A 20,820-nucleotide genomic window follows, 5' to 3' on the forward strand; every position below is an offset into this window, starting at 1 on the left:
ATTCCTCCGCTCAGTGCGTCAGCTCGAGGGCGTCGGGCGTCTCTGCGGACGGGGCGACCGCCCGTTCGCCCGGCGCCAGGGGCAAGGGATCCAGGTTCGTGACGGTGCGGCTGTTCTCCACCAAGTATTTGCGCGCCACCGCCATGATCTGTTCGGGGGTGACGGCCTGGATTCGCTCGACGAACTCCTCGGCCAACTGCCACGGATGGCCGACGGTCTCCAGGGCGCCGATGCGCATCGCCTGCGCGAACACCGAATCGTTCTGATACACCTCGGAGGCGACCACCTGCGCCTTGATGCGCTCGAGTTCCTGGGGATCGACCGGCTCGCGTTGCAGGCGCTCGATCTGGGCGAGCAGCGCCTCCTCGAGCTCCTGCACCTCGCGTCCCTCCGCCGGTGTCCCGCTCAGCACGAACAGGTCGGACAGGCGCGCATAGAGGTTGTAGCCTGCACTGGCGCCGGCGGCGACGCGCGCCTCGCGCACCAGTTCGCGGTTGAGGCGCGCCGTGGTGCTGCCCGACAGCACCCCCGCCAGGACCTGCAGCGCGTAAGGCTCCCAGTCGTCCTCGGCGGTCATCAGGGTTGGCACGTGATAGCCGATCAGCACGTAGGGCAGTTCGGCCGGCGCCCGCACCACGCTGCGGCGCGGGCCGCGCGGCGGCGCCTCGGTGCGCGGCTTGATCTCAGGCAGGTCGCCGCGCGCATGGCGGCCGAAGTGCAGCTCGGCGAGGTTGAATACCGCCTGCGGGTCCACATCGCCCGCCACCACCAGGATGGCATTGTTGGGGACGTAGAAGCGGCGGTACCAGGTATGCAGGTCGGCCACCGTCATGTTATCCAGGTCGTCCATCCAGCCGATCACCGGCTGGCGATAGGGGCTGCTGGTGAACGCCGTGGCGCGGAAGTGCTCGAAGGTCAGCGCGCGCGCATTGTCCTCGGTGCGCAGCCGGCGCTCCTCTTTCACCACCTCGATCTCCTTCTCGAACTCGTCCTCGGGCAGCGTCAGGTTACGCATGCGATCGGCCTCCAGCTCGATCGCCAGCGGCAGGCGCGAGCGCTCGAGCTGCTGGTGATAGGCCGTGTAATCGCGCGAGGTGAAGGCGTTGTCGCGCCCGCCCGCCTTCTGGATGAGGCGCGAGAACTCACCCGCCGGATAGCGCGGCGTGCCCTTGAACATCATGTGCTCGAGCACGTGCGAGATGCCCGTCACGCCACCGAACTCGTGGCTGGAGCCGACCCGATACCAGACCTGCGAGACCACCACCGGCGCACGCCGGTCCACCCGCACCAGCACCTTGAGCCCGTTGTCCAGGGTGTACTCGTGCACCTTAAGGTCCACTTCCATCTTGGGCGCGGCCTGCGCGGCCGACCAAGCACCGGCGACCAGCAGCGCCACCAGGGCGATGCGTATGAACATCCTCGCTCCCTCGCTGTCCGAACAGGGCGCCACGGCGCCCTTCTAGTAAAGTAAGGCCTGGATAATGCCAGCCTGGATTCTCAACCACGAAACGCGGTTGTCGTTTTGCTTCGCGATCACGTGGCACATCCGTATGCCGCGGGAAGCTCTGGATTAATCAGCGCTTCCTGGACGTGACATCGCACCGCCATGCCGTCGCGTGGCGGCCGGCCTCGGCAGGCCGCGCGCCATTGTATAAACTCGGGCTCTTGGCTGCGCGCGCGCGCCTTGTACCGTCGAGTCACTGCTAGGACACATGCCACCATGTTTGGTTTCTGGAAGAACCCCAAGGACGTCCCAACCCCGCCCGAAGAGCAGGCGCCCAAAGAACCGGCCGCCGAGCCCGCGAAGAAGCCCGCCTTCTTCCAGCGCCTGAAGGAGCGCCTGTCGCGCACCCGCAACGAGCTGACCGAAGGCCTGGCCACCCTGATGCTGGGCAAGAAGGAGATCGACCAGGAGATCCTGGACGAGATCGAGACGCGCCTGCTGATGGCCGATGTCGGCATCGAGGCTACTCAGACTATCATCGACGACCTCACCGCGCGCGTCTCGCGCAAGCAACTGGGGGACGTTGCCGCCTTGCGCGATGCCCTGCGCGAGGACATGCTGGCGCTACTGGCGCCCAGCAACCACCCGCTGACGATTCCAGCCGGGCCCCGTCCATATGTGATCCTGATGGTCGGCATCAACGGGGCGGGCAAGACCACGACCATCGGCAAACTGGCCAAGCGCTTCCAAGCCGACGGCCACAACGTCATGCTGGCGGCGGGCGACACCTTTCGCGCCGCGGCGGTCGAGCAGATCAAGGTCTGGGGGGAGCGCAACAACATCCCGGTGATCGCGCAGGAGCGCAGCTCCGACGCCGCCTCGGTCATCTACGACGGCATGCAGGCCGCCAAGGCGCGTGGCGCCGATATCCTCATCGCGGACACCGCCGGGCGCCTGCACACCCAGGCCAACCTCATGGAGGAGCTCAAGAAGGTTCGCCGCGTCATGGGCAAGCTGGATCCGGATGCGCCGCACGAGGTGATGCTGGTGCTGGACGCCACCACCGGGCAAAATGCCCTCAACCAGGCGATGCAGTTCCAGCAGGCGGTGGGCGTCACGGGCGTCACCCTCACCAAACTGGACGGCACGGCCAAGGGCGGCATCCTGTTCGCCATCGCCCGGCGCACCGCGCTGCCCATCCGTTTCATCGGCGTGGGCGAAGGCATCGACGACCTGCGCCCCTTCGACGCCGAGGAGTTCGTGGACGCGCTAATGCCGCCCGAGAACGGCGCTCAACAGGGCGCGAACTGACGCCGGGCCGCCACGTCGAAGCGTGCGCGGCTGAGGGGGGGACGGCAGCGGCATGATCCGGTTCACGCACGTCAGCAAGCGCTATCCCGAGGCCGGGGAGGCGCTCAGCGATCTCAGTTTCCACATCGATCCGGGCGAGATCGTGTTCCTCACCGGCCACTCGGGGGCGGGCAAGAGCACCCTGCTCAAGCTCGTCGCTCTGCTCGAGCGCAGCACGCGCGGCCAAGTGGTGGTGGCCGGCCAGAACCTGGCCAAGCTCTCGCGCCGGCGCATTCCCTATTTCCGACGCAATATCGGCATCATCTTTCAGAATCACCGCATGCTTCACGACCGCACGGTGTTCGACAACGTGGCGCTGCCCCTGGTGATCGCCGGGCACAGCCCGCAGGAGATCGGGCGCCGGGTGCGCGCGGCACTGGACAAGGTCGGCCTGCTCGGCAAGGAGCGCCAATACCCCATCACCCTCTCGGGCGGCGAGCAGCAACGCGTGGGCATCGCGCGGGCGGTGGTCAACCGCCCCGCCGTGCTGTTGGCCGACGAACCGACCGGCAATCTGGACCCGGAGCTCTCACGCGAGATCATGGGCCTTTTCCAGCAGTTCAATCAGGTGGGCGTGACGGTACTGATCGCCACGCATGATCTGGCCCTCATCCAGGGGTTGCAACACCGGATTCTGACCCTGCGGCACGGACGGCTCGCGCACGACACCGGCCTTGCGGCATGAGGCGCGGGCGCACGACCCGTCTGCCGATCGCGGGCTGGGCCGCCCACCACGGCCGCGCCGCCGTCGGTACGCTCGGCCGGCTGGCGCGCGCGCCGCTCGCCTCGCTGCTGACGGCGGCGGTAGTGGCCATCGCGCTCGCGCTGCCGGCGGGCCTCTACCTCGTCACTCAGAACGTGCAGCAGCTCAGCGGCAGTTGGGACAGCGGGGCCCAGATATCGCTGTTCCTGCGCGACGAGGTCGACGACGCCCAGGGCGCGCGCTTTGCCGAGGCGCTGCGTACCCGCGACGGTGTCGCCCGCGTCGAGTTCCTCTCCCGCAGCGGGGCCCTGGCGGAGTTCGAGCGCCTGTCCGGCTTCGCCGACGCCGTCGGCACACTGGACGCCAACCCGCTGCCCGCGCTGGTGGTGGTGCAGCCTGCGGACGCCCACGGCGCGCCGGAGCGCGCCTCCGCGCTGGCCGCCCAGCTCCAAACCTTACCCGAGGTCGACTCGGCACAACTGGACCTGGAGTGGGTGCAGCGCCTGCACCTGGTGATGGAGATCGCCCGACGCGCGGTGCTGGTGCTCGGCACGCTGCTCGGTCTTGCGGTCCTGCTGGTGGTGGGTAACACCATTCGCCTGGCGATCGAAAACCGGCGCGAAGAGATCGAGATCACCAAGCTGATCGGCGGCACGGACGTCTTCATTCGGCGTCCTTTCCTGTACACGGGCCTGTGGTATGGTGCTGCTGGGGGTCTGCTGGCCTGGCTGGCTCTGGAACTTGCGCTCGCCGCGCTGCGCGGGCCGGTTGGACAACTGGCGGGCCTGTATCAAAGCGCCTTTACCCTCAGCGGCTTAGGTCTCACCCAGGGGCTTGGGTTGGCGGCGGTCGGCGCCGGACTCGGTCTGCTCGGTTCGTGGCTGGCCGTGGGGCGTCACTTGCGCGCGATCGAGCCCGACTAGGCTCGGTCATCCCCGAGTTCTCAGACCGCGGCGACACATCCCTGTGCCGCGGGGGCTCTGAGCTGATCAGGGATTCTTCGGGAAGGCGGCGAATTGACGCCGTGACGGGCCGGGCGACAGGAGACGTGTATGGATTCGCATCGCGTTGTGCCACCTCGCTCGCGCATCGTGCTGGTCGACGGCTCCTCGGCGTCGCGGCGGCTACTGATCGGCGTGCTCCGCGAACAACTGGAGGACGTCGAGGTGCTGGATTGCGGCACCGGCGCGGAGGCGCTCGCCGCGCTCGCCCAGGGCCATGTCGACCTGGTCAGCACCTCGCTCATGCTCCCCGATATGGACGGCCTGGACTTTGCGGCGCAAGTACGGCGCCTGCAGGGGCGCCGTTACACGCCGCTGGTGCTCGTCTCCAGCCAGGACGATCCTGACCTGCTGCGCAAGGGACTCAAGGCCGGCGTCACCGACTATTTCGACAAGTCCCGCGGCTATAAGGCGTTCGGTGAATTCGTCCGGATTTTCATCCGCCGCCACGCACGCCTGGAAGGGCGACTGCTCTACGTCGAAGACAGCCGCACCACCGCCGCCGTCATCCGCCCGCTGCTCGAGCAGCAGGGACTGGAGGTGGAACACACCGCCAGCGGCGAGGAGGCGCTCGCGCGCCTCACGGAAACGGCCGGCAAGCTACACGAGGGACCCGGGTTCGACCTGGTCGTGACCGACCTCACGCTCAAGGGCCGGCTCAGCGGCGAGGAACTATTGCACGCACTGCGCGCCCGCCACCACTACTCGCAGCAGGAATTGCCCGTGCTGGTGCTGACCGGTCACGAGGACCTGCGCAAGCAGGTCGAACTGTTTCATCTGGGCGCCAACGACTTCGTGAACAAACCCATCGTCGAGGCGATCCTGCTGGCGCGCGTGCGCTCGCTGCTGTTGGTCAAACACCAGTACGACATGCTCAAGCGCCAAGCCGAGGCGATGCACCTGCTGGCGACCACCGACAGCCTGACGCGGACCTATAACAAGTGTTACCTGCTCGATCACGGCGAGGACTTCCTACGCGCCGCGCGGCCAGGGTCAGCCTGGGTGCTGCTGATCGACATCGACCACTTCAAGCGCGTGAACGATGAGCATGGACACCTGGTCGGGGACCGGGTGCTGGCGGCGGTCGGCCAGACCCTGACGCACGCGCTGGCGCGCGGCCTTGTCGCGCGCTTCGGCGGGGAGGAGTTCTGCGCCTTGCTGCGCGACGCGGACCGGCATCAGGCGCTCGCCGCTGCCGAGGCCTTACGCTCGGCAGCACACGGTGTGTCGGTGGACGCGGTACGCATTACCGTCAGCGTGGGGCTGGCGGGGACGCTGGACCATCCTGACGGGAGTTTCGGCGAGCTCCTCGCGCTCGCCGATAAGGCCTTGTATCACGCCAAGGCGCAGGGGCGCGATCGGGTAAGCCTGTATGACGTCGACGGGCCACAGGGCACCGCCGCCGACGGCGGCGCCTCAGCTTCTAGCACTCCCTGAACCAGAGTGCTAAACTGGGGTCTAAGTTGCTACTGCAACAGGAGATTCCCAGCATGAGCACAGCCCTAGAACTGCGCACCAATCTACCGGTCGGGAGTCCGATCGGCAGCCTGGAGTCGTATGTCCAGGCGGTCAACCGGATCCCCATGCTCAGCGCCGACGAGGAGCGTGAACTGGCCGAGCGCTGGCAGCGCGAGCGCGACATCCATGCCGCGCGTAAGCTGGTGTTGGCGCACCTGCGCTTCGTGGTACGGGTCGCGCGCGGTTACGCGGGCTACGGCCTGCCGCAGGCCGACCTCATCCAGGAGGGGAACATCGGCCTGATGAAGGCCGTGAAGCGGTTCGATCCCTCGCTCAACGTCCGGCTGGTATCTTTCGCGGTGCATTGGATACGCGCCGAGATTCACGAGTTTGTGATACGCAACTGGCGCATCGTGAAGGTTGCGACCACCAAGGCCCAGCGCAAGCTGTTCTTCAACCTGCGCTCGTCCAAGAAGCGCCTGGCGTGGTTCAATCGCGAGGAAGTCGAGTCGGTCGCGCGGGAGCTGGGCGTGGCGCCCGAGGCGGTGCTCGAGATGGAGCAGCGTCTGGCCGGGCAGGACCTGGCCTTCGATGCGCCCACGGAGGACGAGCACGACGCGCCCCCGGCGCCGGCGGCATATCTCGAGGATCGCCGCGCCGACCCGGCTCTGCAGCTCGAGGAGGCCGACTGGGAGGCCGACAGCCACGAGCGCCTCGCTGCGGCCTTGCAGCGGCTTGACGCGCGCAGCCGCGACATCATGCGCCGCCGCTGGCTGAGTGACGGCAAGGCGACGCTGCAAGAACTGGCCGACACCTACGGTGTCTCGGCCGAACGCATCCGCCAGCTGGAGCAGAGCGCGCTCAAGCAACTCAAGGCCCACCTGGCCGCCTGAACAGTGCCGGGCCACGCCGGCCCGGCGCGATTTTTTTGTCACATTCCCCGCAAAAAGCGGTAGCCATCCCGTCCTTCCTGTGGTAAATGTCAAACCAAAAGGGGGGCTGGCCACGTTCCGCACCACAACCAATAACAAGACCAGGGGGGCGATGTGAGCATCCTCGGCACACTTAACTCCCGTCCTGGTGTGTTCGCCGCCGGCGAGTACAGCTGGCGCGGGGACCGCTTTTCCTACGAAGGCCGCCTGGACCGCGAACAGGCACGCATGGCCTCCATCATGTGCCGGGCCACCACGCTCGGCGTCCACATGCAGACCGATATCCTGTCCGATCTATGCGACCGCTGCGGGGCCGTGCCCGCGCGCGGGTGGATCGTGCGCGGTCCCCGCTTCAGCGTATGCGTGGTCGCAAACGTGTTCTGCTTCGTCGACAACGACACCGCAGACATCAACGACATCGTTGCCTATATGCGTCGCGTCCTGGCCGACGTCCCGCTCGACATGGTGTAGCGGAGACGAGGATGGGGGGCGGCAACGCGCTGTGAAGGAGGAAGCATGGCGGAGCTGGACCAACTCATGAAGCTGCCGGGGGCGCTGGCCGCCTTTACCTTCTCGGATCTCGGGGAATTGCAGGAGCACCGTGTCGCGGACGGCGCGACACTCACCCCGTCGGTACTTGATCTCCTGTGCCACGTCTGCGTCGCCAATACGGCCATCGCAACGATGCAGGCCCGCGGCTGGCAAACCCTGACCGGCAGCGAAGGGTTCTACCCCATCCACGGCTTCACCCTCATCGGCTTCGACTGGTCGGCCATAACCTGCGGCCACACCGGACTCGTGATGGATAACGAGCGCGCCGACTATCAAGCCGCCTACACCCTACTCGGCGAGGCCGAGGGCCACCCGTGCTGAAGCGCCTGTTGCTGCTCGACGGGGTCGACGCGGTGTGTCACTTCCGCGATGACGGGACCCTCGACGAAGGGTATGGATTGCTCGACGACGACGCGATGGTGCGACTCGCGCGTTTCGCGCTGGAATACAAGCGCCTAGTCCAGGCCAATGCCGATCAGCTGTCGATGTTCACGCAGCTACGCGGCTGGACCCCGCCCCGGGGCTGGATCGTGCGCGGCGAAACCGCCACCGTATGCAGCGTCGGCAACCTGGTGTGCCTGATGGACAACGCGGAGGGGCAGCTCACCGACGTGATGCGGGAACTGGAGGAGTTCAGTCATTGGTAGGCCCGCCCCCGGCAGCGCCGGAGACGGGGCCCGGTCCCATCAGCCGAACAGAATCACCGAGAAGAAACTCAGCCACGATACGGCGACCAGCGCCACGATAAACACCATCGGCAGATTTTCGAAGGTGAACATGTCTTTCATGCTTCTAGCCTCTTGAGTTTAAGAACAGCTTGGCGCCGCCCCGCCGGGCGGCGCCATACAAAGCTCATCCCCCGCCTAATCGGCGTCGGAATCGTCCCTCTCCCGCTCGCGGCGCCGCCGCGGGATCCGCGGATCATCGTCGTCCATGAGGATGCGATGCGCAGGACCTTCCATGTCATCGAACTGGCCGCTGCGCACGGCCCACATGAATCCCCAGACGGCCAGCGCCATCAGCACCACCCCGAGTGGAATCAGTACGTACAGGATGTTGATGGCCCGATCCTCCCTTACCTTGCCCGCGCGCGGCGCTCACACGTCGCCCGCGCGCACGGCAGCTCCGGCGGCGGAGGCGCCGGGGCGTGGCCGGGGCCCGCGGCGGTCCAGCAGCCGCAGTGCATTCAGGACGACCAGCAACGAGCTGGCCGACATGCCCAGCGCCGCCAGCCACGGCGTCAACACGCCCGCCGCGGCGACCGGCAGGGCGACCACATTATATCCAATCGCCCAGTAGATGTTCTGGCGGATGATGCGCACCGCCTCGCGTGCCTTGTTGCGCGCCTCCAACAGATGCGGCAGGTGCTCGGAGAACAGGATCATATCCGCGCTGGCCTGTGCGATGCGCGTGCCGCCCGCCATGGCGAGCGAGACGTGTGCGTGGGCCAGCACCGGCGCGTCGTTGACGCCGTCGCCCACCATGGCGACCACGCGGCCCTGCGCCTGCAGATCGCGTAGATACTCGAGTTTGCCCGTGGGGCTTAGCCCCCCGCGCGCTTGCGCAATGCCGAGACGGTCGGCGAGCCATGCCACCGTCGCGGGGCGGTCGCCACTCAGCACATGCACCTGCAGCCCGTCGGCGAGCAGCCCCGCCACCGCCTCCATCGCCCCGGCGCGCAGCGTGTCGGCGAGCACAAAGGCGGCCAGTGGCCGGTGTCGTTCGCCCAATAACACCACACTCGCATCGGGGCGCTCGTCCAGGAGCGTCGCTAGACGCGGCGGCAGCGCCTGCTCGCCGAGCACGAACGCCGGGCTGCCGATGCGCAGTGTGCGGTCATCGACCCGTCCCTCGACGCCCTCGCCGGCGAAGGCCTCCACGGTGTGAGCAGCGGCGCCGCGCAAACCGCGCTCATCGGCCGCGGCGCGCAGGGCCAGGGCGAGCGGGTGTTCCGAGGCCGCCTCCAGACGCGCCGCCAGCGCCAATGCCTGTTCGGGGTCTACCTCGAGGCTTAGCGGCTGGATGTCCTGCAGCCGCAGGCGACCCTCGGTCAGCGTCCCGGTCTTGTCGAGCACCACGTCGCTCACATCGGCCAGGGTTTCCAGCGCGTGGCCGCGGGTGGTCAGCACGCCGCGGCGCGTCAGGGCGCCCGTGGCCGCCGTCACCGCTACCGGGGTCGCCAGCGCCAGCGCGCAGGGACAACTGACCACCAGCATCGCCACCATCACCCAGAAGGCGTGCTCGGGTTGGTGATAGGTCCAAGCCAGCCCCACCAGGGCGGTCAACACCAAGACCGCAACCACGAAGCGACCGGTGCCCCGCTCGGCCAAGCGGCCCAGGCGCGGCTTCTCGGTCTGGGCGCGGTCGAGCAGGCGTTGGATGGCCGAGAGGGTGGTGTCCTGGCCGACCTTCTCCACTTCCAGGATCAACGGGCTGGTGGTATTGATGCTGCCCCCGACCACGGCGTCGCCGACCCCGCGCGTACGCGGCAGGCTCTCACCGCTCAACAGCGACTCGTCGAGGGCGCTGCGGCCCTCCACCACCCGCGCGTCGGCCGGGACGGTATCGCCCGGCAGCACCTGCACGCGATCGCCGACCTGGAGCTGCGCGGGCGCGACGATCTCGAGCTCGCCGTCCGGCAGCAGACGCGTCGCTGTGACCGGTAACAGCCCGCCCAAGTGCTCGGCGGACTGGCCCGCCCGGTGCCGGGCGTTCATCTCCAGGAAGCGGCCCATCAACAGGAAGAACACGAACATGGTGGCGGACTCGAAATAGATCTCGCCGCCGCCGCTATAAGTGGCCCACGCGCTGGCCACATAGGTGCTCCCGACGGCCAGCGCCACGGGGACGTCCATACCGGCGCGCCGTCGGCGCACGTCGCGCCAGGCGTTCTGGAAGAATGGCAGCCCGGCGTAGAACACCACCGGGGTGGCGATGAGCAGGCTCATCCAACGCAGGAAGGCCTCCATGGAGGCATCCATCCCCTGCGCCGGCCCGGCGTAAAGGGCCACCGCCAGCATCATCACCTGCATCATGCCGACACCGGCCACGGCGAGGCGACGCAGCGCCAGACGACGCTCGCGCTGATGCACGGAGGCCTGACGTTGCGGATCGTAGGGGTGGGCGACATAGCCGATGGCGGCGATGGCGCGCAGAACATCGCTGAGCCGTACCTGGCGCTCGTCCCAGCGCAGGTGCGCACGGTGGGTGGTGTAGTTGACCCGGAACTCCAGCACCCCCGGGATCTGGCTGACGTGACGCTCGTTGAGCCACACGCACGCCGCACAGGTGATGCCTTCCAGGATCAGGTCGGCCTCCCGCGCGTACTCACCGGCCTCGCGCACGAAGCTGGCCTGCACGGCCGGCTGGTCGTAAAGCTGCACCCGGCGCAGCGCCTCGGGCACCCGTTCGCGGGCACCGGGCGCGGCGCCGCTGCGGTGACGGTAGAAGTCGTCGAGCCCGGCCTCGACGATGGCCTCGGCCACCGCTTGGCAGCCCGCACAACACATGGCGCGCGGCTCCCCGTCGATCTGCGCCCGGAAGTCGCTACCAGGCGGCACCGGCAGCCCGCAGTGAAAACACGACGCGTCCGCCGCCGGCGCGCCGCTCACGCTTAGCGTCCTCCGGACAACGCCGCGCGCTTCGCAGCCAGGGTGGTGGCAGCCTGGATCTCGTGCAAGTCCTCGCCGCGGCGGATCTCGATCAGCACGTGCCAGGCGCCCGCCTCCGGCAGCGTGACGGCGACGCGGTACAGGCCGCGATCCACTTCCTCCAGGACGACGTGCTTGTCGCGCTGAAAGTCGGCCGGCCGCATGAAGTGGCCGAGCACATCGGCACCGGATACGGGGTGCCCGTCACGGTCGCGCACGCGCAACTGGAACACCGCTTCCTCGCCGGCCATCGGATGGCTCGGTTCGACCCAACCGTAGCTGACCTGCCAACCGCGCGCCCGCTGGCGCTCGACCTGCTCGAGGTAACGGTTGTAGAGCTCTTCCTTCTTGTGAAAATCGCGCGCCACGGTGCCCGGGAACATGGACTGGATTTGGCTGCCGCCGGTCGGTTCCGGCAAAACGCGCGCGGCCAACTCGGGACTGAGACCGTTCTGCGCGATCATCACGAGCCCGGCGAGGATGGTCCACAGCACGACGAAGAATCCCATGATGACGGCCGGGCCCCAGTGGAAGCGAAAGCGCTTGACGTGCAACTCACCGTCCGCCCCCATTTCCGTCTGTTCGTCAGCGATCACGTGCAGGATATAGGCCGCGATGCCGAACACGGCGAGGTGGATCGCCAACACGTCCGCACCCGGCCAGTACACCAGGGCGACCGGAATGTAGACGCCGAGCACAATGACGCCGGAGAGCACTGCCGCCCGGTCGCCATCCTGGCGCAGCAGGCGCGTGAGCACCATGAACAACACCACCAGCGCGGCGATTCCGCCCAGCAGACTCAATGCAACGTTAGTGAACAAGGCTGACCTCCGCGCGTTCCAGGCTCGGTATGTAGAAGACCGAACGCCAGGTTCTGGGTTCCCCGCGACCGTCACCGCCATCCACCGGCTCGACCACGAATTTGAAGTCCTGCTGTGCCTGACGCGCCTCGTCGGGATCGACGCGCACGTGCGCCACCAGCGTCACGCTGCGGCCCGGCTCCAGGCTGACCGTCTCGAAACGACCGATCTCGAGCTCCGCCCCCTGTAGCCCCGTGATGCCGATCGCGTACCGGGCCGTTTCATTGGTCTTGTTCGTGAGTTTGAGCTCGTAGTTGTTCTGCACACGTCCATCGCTCAGGGTTACCGCGAGCGGCTGGCGGATCTGCGTGACGGACAACTCGAACGGCTCGCGCGCCGCGACGCTCCAGGTCAGTGCACCCACCGCGACCAACAGCGCCAACCCATAACCGTAAGTCTTGGGCTTGAGCACACGGACCGGCGCCCCGCTCTGCTCTTTCTCGGAGGTGTAGCCGATCAGCCCGCGCGGGAAGCCGGCGTGGTCCATGATGTTGTTGCACGCATCGATGCACAGCGCGCAGGAGATGCACTCGATCTGGAGGCCGTTGCGGATGTCGATACCGGTCGGGCAAACCTGCACGCAGTAACCACAGTCCACGCAGTCACCGACGCCCTTCGCGTGCCGTTCCTCGCGCGTCTTGAGCCCCGGCGCGAGCTTGGCACGGCCGGCCTTCCCTTCACCACGGCCGGTATCGTAGCCGACGATGCGCGTGTCGCTGTCGAACATCACGCTCTGGAAGCGGGCGTAGGGGCACATATAGGTGCATACCTGCTCGCGCGCCCAACCGGCCATCACATAGGTCGTGGCGGTCAGGAAGAAGACCGTTACATAGGCGGCGGACGGGGCTTCCCCCGTCACCATCGCTACCAGCAGGCTGGGAGCATCGCCCCAATAGAGGACGAAGGTGGCCGCGGTCGCCATGGCGATCAGCAGCCATAACAAGTGGGTGAGGCTGAGCTTGGCGGCCTTGCCGACCGACCACGGGGCCTTGGCGAGGCGGATGCGCGCCGGCCGTTCGCCCTGCACGAAGCGCTCGACGAACAAGAAAACGTCGGTCCACAGGGTCTGGAAGCAGAAGTAGCCACAGAACACGCGGCCGAGGATGCCGGTGACGAAGAACAGCAGCAGCGCCGCGATGATCAGCAGGCCCGCCAGCCAGAAGATGTCCTGCGCGTAAACGACCAGATCGAACAGGTAAAAGCGCCGCCCCGGAATATCGAACAGCACCGCTTGCGAGGGTCCTTGCCCCCGGTCCCAGCGCAGCCAGGGCAGCAGGAAGTAGACGCCGTAGGCGAGGCCGAGAATACCCCACTTCAGGTTACGGAAACGACCCTTGACCGAGCGCGGATAGATTGCAACGCGTGCAACCGTACTTCCCGTCATTGCACTCCCGGATTGGGGCATCGTCACCTCACGAAGTGGTCGTCACCGCCCGGTCGCATCCATGCGGGCCGGGAGCTACACCTAAGACAATCTGCTGCCCGAATGATTCGCGAGGCCGCTGCACCGCGGGCGCGGGGCAACGGGATCCGCGCCGCCCGAGAACGAGCGGCGCGGCGGTTCAGTCGCCGGAGGGGCTAGCGGCGGCCTACTGGCCGCCACCCAGCGAGTGCACGTACACCGCGAGGGCGCGAATCTCGGCATCAGACAGACGATCTTGGAAGGTGGGCATATGGCGCTGCGCCCCTTCGCTCACCACCCGCTTGACCAATGCCTTCTTCCCCTCCAGGGTGGGGGCGCTGGGCACGTCGACGATCTGCCAGAGGCCGTTGGTCAGGTTGGGCGCGCCCTGCGCCGGACCGCCCGTGCCACCTTCGCCATGGCAATACATGCAGCCGCCGGTCGGACCATTGAAGATGTCGTCTCCGCGCGCCGCCGCATCGGCGTCTACGCTGTGGCCCGAGAGACTCAGTACGTAACTCGCCAGATCATCGAGCTGACGGGCGTTGAACTGCGGGAAGGCCGGCATGAAACCGCGACGGCCCTCGCGAATGGTCTCCTCGATGCGTTCGAACGTCCCGCCCCACAGCCAGTCGTCGTCCGCCAGATTCGGGTACACGCCGGGCACGCCGCCGCCCCCGACCTGGTGACAGGCCGCGCAATTGTCCGCGAACAGGCCACGCGCCACCGAACGGCTGAAGGCCATCATGTCGGGATCGTCAGCGATCTCGTTGTAGGACATCGCCGCGACCCGCTCGAGGTACTCACGCTGACGCACGGCGTGGGTGCCCTCCTGCATGTCGCGCATCAGCAGCGCGCGGGTGTTCCAGTGCGTGGTCCGCTCCTCGCCACCGGGCCCGGTGTAGGTAATGGTGTTCATCACGCCCTTGGTGTAGGTCCCGCCCACCGGCCAAGCCGGGTACAGGAACCAGTACACCACCGCGAACACGACGGTGGCATAGAACGCCCACAGCCACCAACGCGGAATCGGGTTGTTGTACTCCTGGAGGTCGCCGTCCCAGGAGTGACCGGTGGTCTGCACGGCGCGCTTGCCATGCTCGTTGCGCTTATTCGTTTCGCTCATGCTTCGGACCCTTGTGATGACGACCGGGCACCCGGTCCTCGTCATCCTCAAACGGAATGTACTTGTACGATTCGAGCCGCTGACCGCGTTTCTTACCGGAGAACACGTACAGCAGGATAACCACGAAGGTGACGAAGAACAGCACCAACGCGAACATCTTGCTGTTATCCAGTCGCGTAAACCACATCAGCCAATCGAACATGGCCATGCTCCTCCTTGCGCTGGAGCGGACCGCCGCTGGAGCGGTCCGTCCGAGTCTTGCGCTGCGCGCGATCCGTGCGCGCTCTGTACAACCCGGTTAGCGGTACTCGACAAAGTGGCCTTCGTCATACTTGGTGAAGTCGACCAGCGTGCCGAGCATTTGCAGGTACGCCACCAGCGCGTCCATCTCGCTGATGCGGCCCTGGTTGCCGTCGAAGTTGCCCGCCTGCGCTTCGCGGATCAGGTTCTCCTGCGCGCGATTGATGTCGAGCATGTCGGCCACTTCCCGCCCGAAGCGCTCTACGTTGGCGTTGTACTCGTCTTCGTAAAGGGAGTACGGCACGCCCACCCGGCGCAGCGCGCGCATGCGATTCTCGATGTCGCCGATGTCCAGGCGGTTCTCAAGCAACCAGGGGTAGGCCGGCATGATGGACTCGGGCACCACCGACCGGGGCTCGACCATATGCTGCACGTGCCACTCGTTGGAGTACTTGCCGCCGACACGCGCCAGGTCGGGCCCGGTCCGCTTGGAGCCCCATTGGAACGGATGGTCGTACTGGGACTCGGCGGCCAGCGAGTAGTGACCGTAGCGCAGCATTTCATCACGGAACGGACGCACCATCTGCGAGTGGCAGGTGTAGCAGCCTTCACGCACGTAGATGTCGCGACCACGCAGCTCCAGCGGGGTGTAGGGCCGCACGCCCTCCACCTGCTCGATGGTGTCATCGATGAAGTACAGCGGCACGATCTCCACCAGGCCGCCGATGCTGATCACGACCAGCGTCAGGACGATCAGCAGGCCGGCGTTGGTTTCTATACGTTCATGCTTCATGGATCAGTACTCTCTCCGCTGGATCAGGCGCGCGCCATCTTGGTCGCGAGCTTGGCCTCCAGGGCCGCCTGCTCGCGCTTGGCGTTGCGGATGGTCATGTAGGCGTTGAACACCATCAGCAGCATGCCCGCCAGGAAGAAGGCACCGCCGATGAAGCGCGCCACATAGGGCTTGTGCAGGAACACGACCGTCTCGATGAAGCTGTACGCGAGGTTGCCGTACTCATCGAAGGCACGCAGCATCAGGCCCTGACCGATACCCGCCACCCACATCGCGCTGATGTAGAGCAGGATGCCGATGGTGGCCAGGAAGAAGTGCACGTACACCAGGCGCAGGCTGTAGATCTTGGTGTCGTACAGACGCGGGATCAGGTGATAGAGCGACCCGAAGGTGATCATCGCCACCCAGCCGAGCGCACCCGAGTGCACGTGGCCCACCGTCCAGTCGGTGTAGTGCGACAGCGCGTTCACGCTCTTCAGCGACATGAGCGGACCCTCGAAGGTCGACATGCCGTAGAACGACAGCGCCGTGATCAGGAACAGCATGACGGGATCGGTGCGCAGCTTATGCCAGGCGCCCGACAGGGTCATGATGCCGTTGATCATGCCGCCCCAGGAGGGCAACAGCAGCAGGATGGAGAAGGTCGCCGCCAGGGTCGAGGTCCAGTCCGGCAGCGCGGTCCAGTGCAGGTGGTGGGCGCCCACCCACATGTACAGGAACACCAGCGCCCAGAAGTGGATGATGGACAGCCGGTAGGAGTAGATCGGGCGGCCGGCCTGCTTGGGCACGAAGTAGTACATCATGCCGAGGAAGGCCGCGGTCAGGAAGAAGCCCACCGCGTTATGACCGTACCACCACTGCGTCATGGCGTCCTGCACGCCGGAGTGCAGGCTGTAGGACTGCAGGCTGAACACGCTGACCGGCACCGCCATGTTGTTGAAGATATGGAGGATACCGGTGGCGAGAATGAACGCCATGTAGAACCAGTTGGCCACGTAGATGTGCGGCTGGGAGCGGCGCAGCAGGGTCTGCAGGTAGACCCAGAAGTAGGCCACCCACACCACGGCGATCAGGATGGCGATCGGCCACACCTGCTCGGCGTACTCGCGACCCATGGTGTAGCCATTCACGTAGGTGATGACCGACAGCACCATCGCCGCCTGCCAGCCCCAGAAGGTGAAGTTGGCGAGCGAGTCGCTGTACAGGCGAGTCTGGCAGGTGCGCTGCACGACGTAGTAGGAGGTCGCGAACAAGGCGCTACCGCCGAACCCGAAGATCACCAGCGTGGTGTGCACGGGACGAACCCGGCCGAAGGTGAGCTCGGGGATGCCGAAGTTGAGCGCCGGCCAAGCGAGCTGGGCGGCGATGAACACCCCGGTGAGCATGCCGAGGGCACCCCACACGAGGGTCATGATGGTGAACTTCCGGACAATATCGTAGTTGTATTGCGCCGGCGCGGCAGTTGCGGTGGTGGTTGTAGCCATTTTGGTCCTCAGCCCAGGCAGCCCTACGCAGCCAAAGAAGGTCGCCACTGGATCGAACGTCCGCAGGACGGGAGCTCGAGGCGGCTAGGCGACATTAAAATATGCTGATATTCCAGGGCGGCAATTGTTCCGTAACTTGCAGTAGAAGGCAAGCCTTGACGCGGGCATCAGACTAACCTGGGCGGGGGTGCGCAGGCTTGACGTGGGTCAAGAACGAAGGGAGTTGGAGGCGCGCCGCCGGGCGTCGACCGGCCCTTTCTGACCTAACGAGCTGAATCAGCTGACCCAGCCGTTCACCAGAGCAGGGCGCGCAGGGTGGGGATGTGGTGGTCGATGAGGAGGAAGGCGAATAGCCACATCAGGTAGAAGATCGAGTAGCCGAAGGTGCGGATGGCGATCTGCGGGTCCTCGGTACGCTTCAGACGCCAGGCGTAGTAGAGGAAGCCGGCACCCAGGGCCAGCGCTCCGCCCAGATAGAACAGCCCACTCATGCCGATCGCAAACGGCAGCAAGCTGACCGCCACCAGCAGCACCGTATAGAGCAACACCTGCAGGGCGGTGAAAGAGACCCCGTGGGTGACCGGCAGCATCGGGATATCGGCCCGGGCATATTCGTGGCGGCGGTGGATCGCCAGCGCCCAGAAGTGCGGCGGCGTCCAGGTGAAAATCAGCAGAAACAGCGCGAACGCGGGCGGGTCGAGCTGCCCGGTCACCGCGACCCAGCCGAGCACGGGCGGCGCCGCACCGGCGGCCCCGCCGATCACGATATTCTGCGGTGTGGCGCGCTTCAGGAACACCGTATAGATCACCGCGTAACCGATCAGGGACAAAAAGGTCAGTGCCGCGGTCAGGGGATTGACCAGGTAGATGAGCACCACCATGGAGGCGCCGGCCAGCACCAGCGAGAACGCCATCGCCTGCCCTGCCGTCAGCAGCCCCGTCGGGAGCGGCCGATTCCGGGTGCGCGCCATCAGGGCGTCGGCCCGCCGATCGACGATGTGGTTGATGGCGGCCGCCGCGGCGGCCGCCATACCGATCCCGAGGGTCCCGAACACCAACACGTCCCACGGCACCATCCCGGGGGTAGCGAGGAACATCCCCACCACCGCCGTGAACACAATCAAGCTAACCACCTTGAGCTTGCACAAGGCGAGATAGTCGCGGCACCACTGCAGCGACTGGCGATCGAGCAGGATGGGCTGGCTCATCAAGCGGGTCTCCGTCGCATGAGGAAATTAAGGGTTACCAGCGACAATAGCAGCAAGGCGGCCACGCCGTTATGGGCGACCGCGATACTCAATGGGAGGGACAGCAGCACGTTGGCGAGCCCCAGGCTGACCTGGAGGGCCAACAGTCCCAACATCGCCCAGCCGGCCACGCGCAGCGCGCGGCTGTCCGCGCGCAGCACGAGGAAGGCGAGCAGAGCCAACACGAAGGTAGTGAGCAAGGCGCCGAGTCGGTGCGTCATATGGATGGCGACGCGGGCGTCGTTCTCCAGGATACCGCCCTCATAATCCACGCCGATGCCGCGCCAGGGGACGAATGCCTCCCGAAAGTCCATCTCGGGCCACCACTCGGTCTGGCAGGTGGGGAAATCCGGGCAGGCCAAGGCGGCATAATTGGCGCTGGTCCAGCCGCCGAGGGCGATCTGGCCCACCAGCACCAGCAACGCCCCGGCCGCCATGGCGCGCAGGGCACCCGCGACCGGCACCGCCGGCAGGCGCCATTGGGTAAGCACCAGCAGCCACAGCAACGCGAGGGTGGCGAAGCCCCCCAACAGGTGGAGCATCACGATGGCGGGCTTGAGCAGCAACGTGACCGTCCACATGCCCAGCAGGGCTTGAAACACGATCAGGCCGACCAGGAACAAGGGCAGGCCCAGCGGTTGGCCGGGATCACGCCGGCGACGCCACGCCAGCCAGGCCATGGTCGCCACGGTCAAACCGAGCAGACCGGCCGCGTAGCGGTGCACCATCTCCTTCCAGGCCTTGTCGGCCTCGAGCGGTCGCTCGGGAAAGGCCTCGGTGGCGACGGGTTCGTTAGCGATGGCCTGGGTGACCATCATGTAGCCATAGCAACCGGGCCAGTCGGGACAGCCCAGGCCGGCGTCGGAGAGACGCACATACGCCCCAAGCACCACCACGATCAGCGTGAGCACTACCGCGAACTGGGCCAGGCGTAAGAAGGTTGGGTTCTGCATGCCTTATCCGATGCGGGACACTCTTAGTAGGTGTTTTAGATCGTCCAGGATGTCGCGTGGATCAGCATCTGAGGGATACATTAGCACCACGTTTCCGCGCGGGTCCACGAGAAAGATATGCCCGTCCGCCGCAGGCAACTGGCGCCGGAAGGCCGCCACGCCCTCGCCCGGCGCCCGGGCGACCAGCAGTCCGGGATGCTCGCGCAGAAGATCCTGCAGGCGCGCGTCGCTCTCCCCTTGAGTGAGCACGAACAGACGCTGCACCCGATTCATGTCCTTGCCTTGCGCAAGGCGCACCTGACGCATCTTGTAGAGGTTGTGCTCGCAGGCGGCGTCGCAGGCGGCATGGTCCAGGTACAGGAAGGTCCATCGACCCTCCAGCACGTCGGCGGTGACGGCATCTCCGTCCAGCGCCTGCAGTGGCGGCATCTGCAAACTCACCTGCGGCTCGAGCAGATAGCCGTGGTTGGTGCGCCCCTCGGGCACCCACGAGGGGTTGAGATAAAGCACCGTCGCCAGCAGTAACGGTCCGACGAACAACAAGAACAGCCCCCCCAGGGTTAGCACTTTTACCCGCCGCTCACGAATCATTCGCTACCCCCCTTTGCGTTCGGCTCGCGCACAGCGGCGCGTGTTGACCGCGATATAGATCACCAGTAATGCCAACGTCAGCCCGAACCACTGCAGCGCGTAGCCGTAATGGCGTTCGGGACCGAAATGAAACAGTGTCCAGTTCGGCGTCAGCGCGCCGGGCTGCCCTTCCTCGAGGCGCAGGACGTAGGGACGCAGCTCGCGATGCAGCGCCCCTTCCAGGTGTGCCTGCTCCATATACTGCACCACGCGTGGCCAGCCCGCATGGCCGTCGTCCGCCGGACCGAGGCGCAGGCCCACCGCCGGATATCGATCGAGCATGCCGCGCACCGCCACTTCCGTATCGGGCACCGGGAGCGGTGGCACGTCGAGCCGCTCCGGGCCATGCGGCACCCATCCGCGATGCACCAGCACGGTGTGCGGCGGCCCGCCGGCGCTCAACTCCAGAGGGGTGTAGACGTTGAAACCAAGTCGGCCGGCGTTTGGTTGATAGGCGTGCACGATCTGCTGTTCGCCGTCGTAGCGGCCGCGCGCCATAACCGAGCGGTAACGCACGGCCTCCACATCCAGCGGCAGCGCGGTCAAGGGGACGGGCGGAGCGGCGGCACGGGCGGCGTGGGCATCGGCCTGGGCGCTCTTCTGCGCGCCCCGGTCGAGTTGCCAGAATCCGAGGCCCGCCAGAATCGGCAACAAAACCAGGGTCACCAGGGTTGGGAACCAGCTCGGCGTGAAGCACCAGGAGCCTAGCCGCATCGGCAAATCATTCGCGGGCGCACTGGGTTATACTCAACTATCCCTGTGACTCGGTAACCGGCCATGTTCGTCAAAGCCATCATCATCGTCCTGCTACTCGGGATTTTCGCCAGCCTGGCTTCAGGGCTGTTCTACGTTGTCCGTGATCAGGGTAACTCCACCCGCGCGGTGCGCGCGCTGACGGTTCGCGTCGCGCTGTCCGTCGCCCTATTTGCGCTGCTGATGCTCGCTTTCGCGACCGGCCTGATCAGCGGCAACACCCCGATGGTCTAGCCCCTACCCAG

General features: G+C 66.4%; 22 protein-coding genes. 9 read left to right on the forward strand and 13 right to left on the reverse strand.

Annotated features, from left to right (window positions below; genetic code table 11):
• Nucleotides 1-10: 10 nt before the first annotated feature.
• On the reverse strand, nucleotides 11-1,417 hold the full coding sequence (locus HUS23_05345) for an insulinase family protein (GenBank protein ID QKT03272.1): 1,407 nt from the start codon (nucleotides 1,415-1,417) through the stop codon (nucleotides 11-13).
• A gap of 303 nt (nucleotides 1,418-1,720) precedes the next feature.
• Between HUS23_05345 and ftsY the strand changes: the two genes are divergently transcribed.
• The 8 genes from ftsY to HUS23_05385 all read left to right on the forward strand — a co-directional run bounded on the left by ftsY (nucleotide 1,721) and on the right by HUS23_05385 (nucleotide 8,087).
• Entirely contained in the window at nucleotides 1,721-2,755 is a 1,035-nt protein-coding gene (gene ftsY, locus HUS23_05350; GenBank protein QKT03273.1) for a signal recognition particle-docking protein FtsY, read from the forward strand.
• Nucleotides 2,756-2,807: 52 nt separating this feature from the next.
• A complete protein-coding gene (ftsE, locus tag HUS23_05355; GenBank protein QKT03274.1) occupies nucleotides 2,808-3,479 on the forward strand; it encodes a cell division ATP-binding protein FtsE in 672 nt (223 codons plus the stop codon).
• Complete coding sequence (ftsX, locus tag HUS23_05360) at nucleotides 3,476-4,420, forward strand: cell division protein FtsX (protein QKT03275.1); 945 nt, start codon at nucleotides 3,476-3,478, stop codon at nucleotides 4,418-4,420. The genes ftsE and ftsX overlap by 4 nt, the downstream gene beginning before the upstream one ends.
• 129 nt (nucleotides 4,421-4,549) lie before the next feature.
• Nucleotides 4,550-5,935, forward strand: a complete 1,386-nt coding sequence (locus HUS23_05365) for a diguanylate cyclase (protein ID QKT03276.1) — start codon at nucleotides 4,550-4,552, stop codon at nucleotides 5,933-5,935.
• Between the two features lie 53 nt (nucleotides 5,936-5,988).
• Entirely contained in the window at nucleotides 5,989-6,849 is an 861-nt protein-coding gene (gene rpoH, locus HUS23_05370) for an RNA polymerase sigma factor RpoH (protein ID QKT03277.1), read from the forward strand.
• Nucleotides 6,850-7,002: 153 nt separating this feature from the next.
• Nucleotides 7,003-7,359, forward strand: coding sequence for a DUF2173 family protein (locus HUS23_05375; protein ID QKT03278.1), 357 nt, complete (start codon nucleotides 7,003-7,005; stop codon nucleotides 7,357-7,359).
• 66 nt (nucleotides 7,360-7,425) lie between these two features.
• Nucleotides 7,426-7,761 (forward strand): DUF2173 family protein, encoded by a 336-nt coding sequence (locus HUS23_05380; GenBank protein ID QKT04982.1) that lies wholly within the window; start codon nucleotides 7,426-7,428, stop codon nucleotides 7,759-7,761.
• A complete protein-coding gene (locus tag HUS23_05385; GenBank protein ID QKT03279.1) occupies nucleotides 7,755-8,087 on the forward strand; it encodes a DUF2173 family protein in 333 nt (110 codons plus the stop codon). The genes HUS23_05380 and HUS23_05385 overlap by 7 nt, the downstream gene beginning before the upstream one ends.
• 216 nt (nucleotides 8,088-8,303) lie before the next feature.
• On the opposite strand, the gene ccoS is transcribed toward HUS23_05385, so the two are convergent.
• The 12 genes from ccoS to HUS23_05445 form a co-directional block, all read right to left on the reverse strand.
• A complete protein-coding gene (gene ccoS / locus HUS23_05390) occupies nucleotides 8,304-8,501 on the reverse strand; it encodes a cbb3-type cytochrome oxidase assembly protein CcoS (protein QKT04983.1) in 198 nt (65 codons plus the stop codon).
• A 36-nt stretch (nucleotides 8,502-8,537) separates the two neighbouring features.
• Nucleotides 8,538-11,051 (reverse strand): heavy metal translocating P-type ATPase, encoded by a 2,514-nt coding sequence (locus HUS23_05395; GenBank protein ID QKT03280.1) that lies wholly within the window; start codon nucleotides 11,049-11,051, stop codon nucleotides 8,538-8,540.
• Nucleotides 11,052-11,053: 2 nt separating this feature from the next.
• Complete coding sequence (locus HUS23_05400; protein ID QKT03281.1) at nucleotides 11,054-11,911, reverse strand: FixH family protein; 858 nt, start codon at nucleotides 11,909-11,911, stop codon at nucleotides 11,054-11,056.
• Nucleotides 11,901-13,334: a cytochrome c oxidase accessory protein CcoG gene (ccoG, locus tag HUS23_05405; GenBank protein QKT03282.1), complete on the reverse strand. Its 1,434-nt coding sequence runs from the start codon at nucleotides 13,332-13,334 to the stop codon at nucleotides 11,901-11,903. Before ccoG ends, HUS23_05400 begins: the two co-directional genes overlap by 11 nt.
• A gap of 205 nt (nucleotides 13,335-13,539) precedes the next feature.
• Entirely contained in the window at nucleotides 13,540-14,475 is a 936-nt protein-coding gene (ccoP, locus tag HUS23_05410; protein QKT03283.1) for a cytochrome-c oxidase, cbb3-type subunit III, read from the reverse strand.
• Nucleotides 14,459-14,677, reverse strand: a complete 219-nt coding sequence (locus HUS23_05415; GenBank protein QKT04984.1) for a cbb3-type cytochrome c oxidase subunit 3 — start codon at nucleotides 14,675-14,677, stop codon at nucleotides 14,459-14,461. The genes ccoP and HUS23_05415 overlap by 17 nt, the downstream gene beginning before the upstream one ends.
• Before the next feature lie 96 nt (nucleotides 14,678-14,773).
• Nucleotides 14,774-15,508 carry a cytochrome-c oxidase, cbb3-type subunit II gene (ccoO, locus tag HUS23_05420; protein QKT03284.1) on the reverse strand — a complete coding sequence of 245 codons (735 nt, stop codon included), beginning with the start codon at nucleotides 15,506-15,508 and terminating at the stop codon, nucleotides 14,774-14,776.
• A gap of 23 nt (nucleotides 15,509-15,531) precedes the next feature.
• Entirely contained in the window at nucleotides 15,532-16,992 is a 1,461-nt protein-coding gene (gene ccoN / locus HUS23_05425; GenBank protein ID QKT03285.1) for a cytochrome-c oxidase, cbb3-type subunit I, read from the reverse strand.
• 293 nt (nucleotides 16,993-17,285) lie between these two features.
• Nucleotides 17,286-18,200 carry a protoheme IX farnesyltransferase gene (locus HUS23_05430; GenBank protein ID QKT03286.1) on the reverse strand — a complete coding sequence of 305 codons (915 nt, stop codon included), beginning with the start codon at nucleotides 18,198-18,200 and terminating at the stop codon, nucleotides 17,286-17,288.
• On the reverse strand, nucleotides 18,200-19,192 hold the full coding sequence (locus tag HUS23_05435) for a COX15/CtaA family protein (GenBank protein ID QKT03287.1): 993 nt from the start codon (nucleotides 19,190-19,192) through the stop codon (nucleotides 18,200-18,202). The genes HUS23_05430 and HUS23_05435 overlap by 1 nt, the downstream gene beginning before the upstream one ends.
• Before the next feature lie 3 nt (nucleotides 19,193-19,195).
• A complete protein-coding gene (locus HUS23_05440) occupies nucleotides 19,196-19,783 on the reverse strand; it encodes an SCO family protein (protein QKT03288.1) in 588 nt (195 codons plus the stop codon).
• A gap of 3 nt (nucleotides 19,784-19,786) precedes the next feature.
• Nucleotides 19,787-20,536 (reverse strand): SURF1 family protein, encoded by a 750-nt coding sequence (locus HUS23_05445; protein QKT03289.1) that lies wholly within the window; start codon nucleotides 20,534-20,536, stop codon nucleotides 19,787-19,789.
• Between the two features lie 63 nt (nucleotides 20,537-20,599).
• Here HUS23_05445 and HUS23_05450 point away from each other — a divergent pair, with 63 nt between their 5' ends.
• Entirely contained in the window at nucleotides 20,600-20,809 is a 210-nt protein-coding gene (locus HUS23_05450) for a twin transmembrane helix small protein (protein QKT03290.1), read from the forward strand.
• The last annotated feature ends 11 nt before the right edge of the window (nucleotides 20,810-20,820 follow it).

Source organism: Ectothiorhodospiraceae bacterium 2226, from assembly GCA_013348725.1.
Taxonomy (GTDB): domain Bacteria; phylum Pseudomonadota; class Gammaproteobacteria.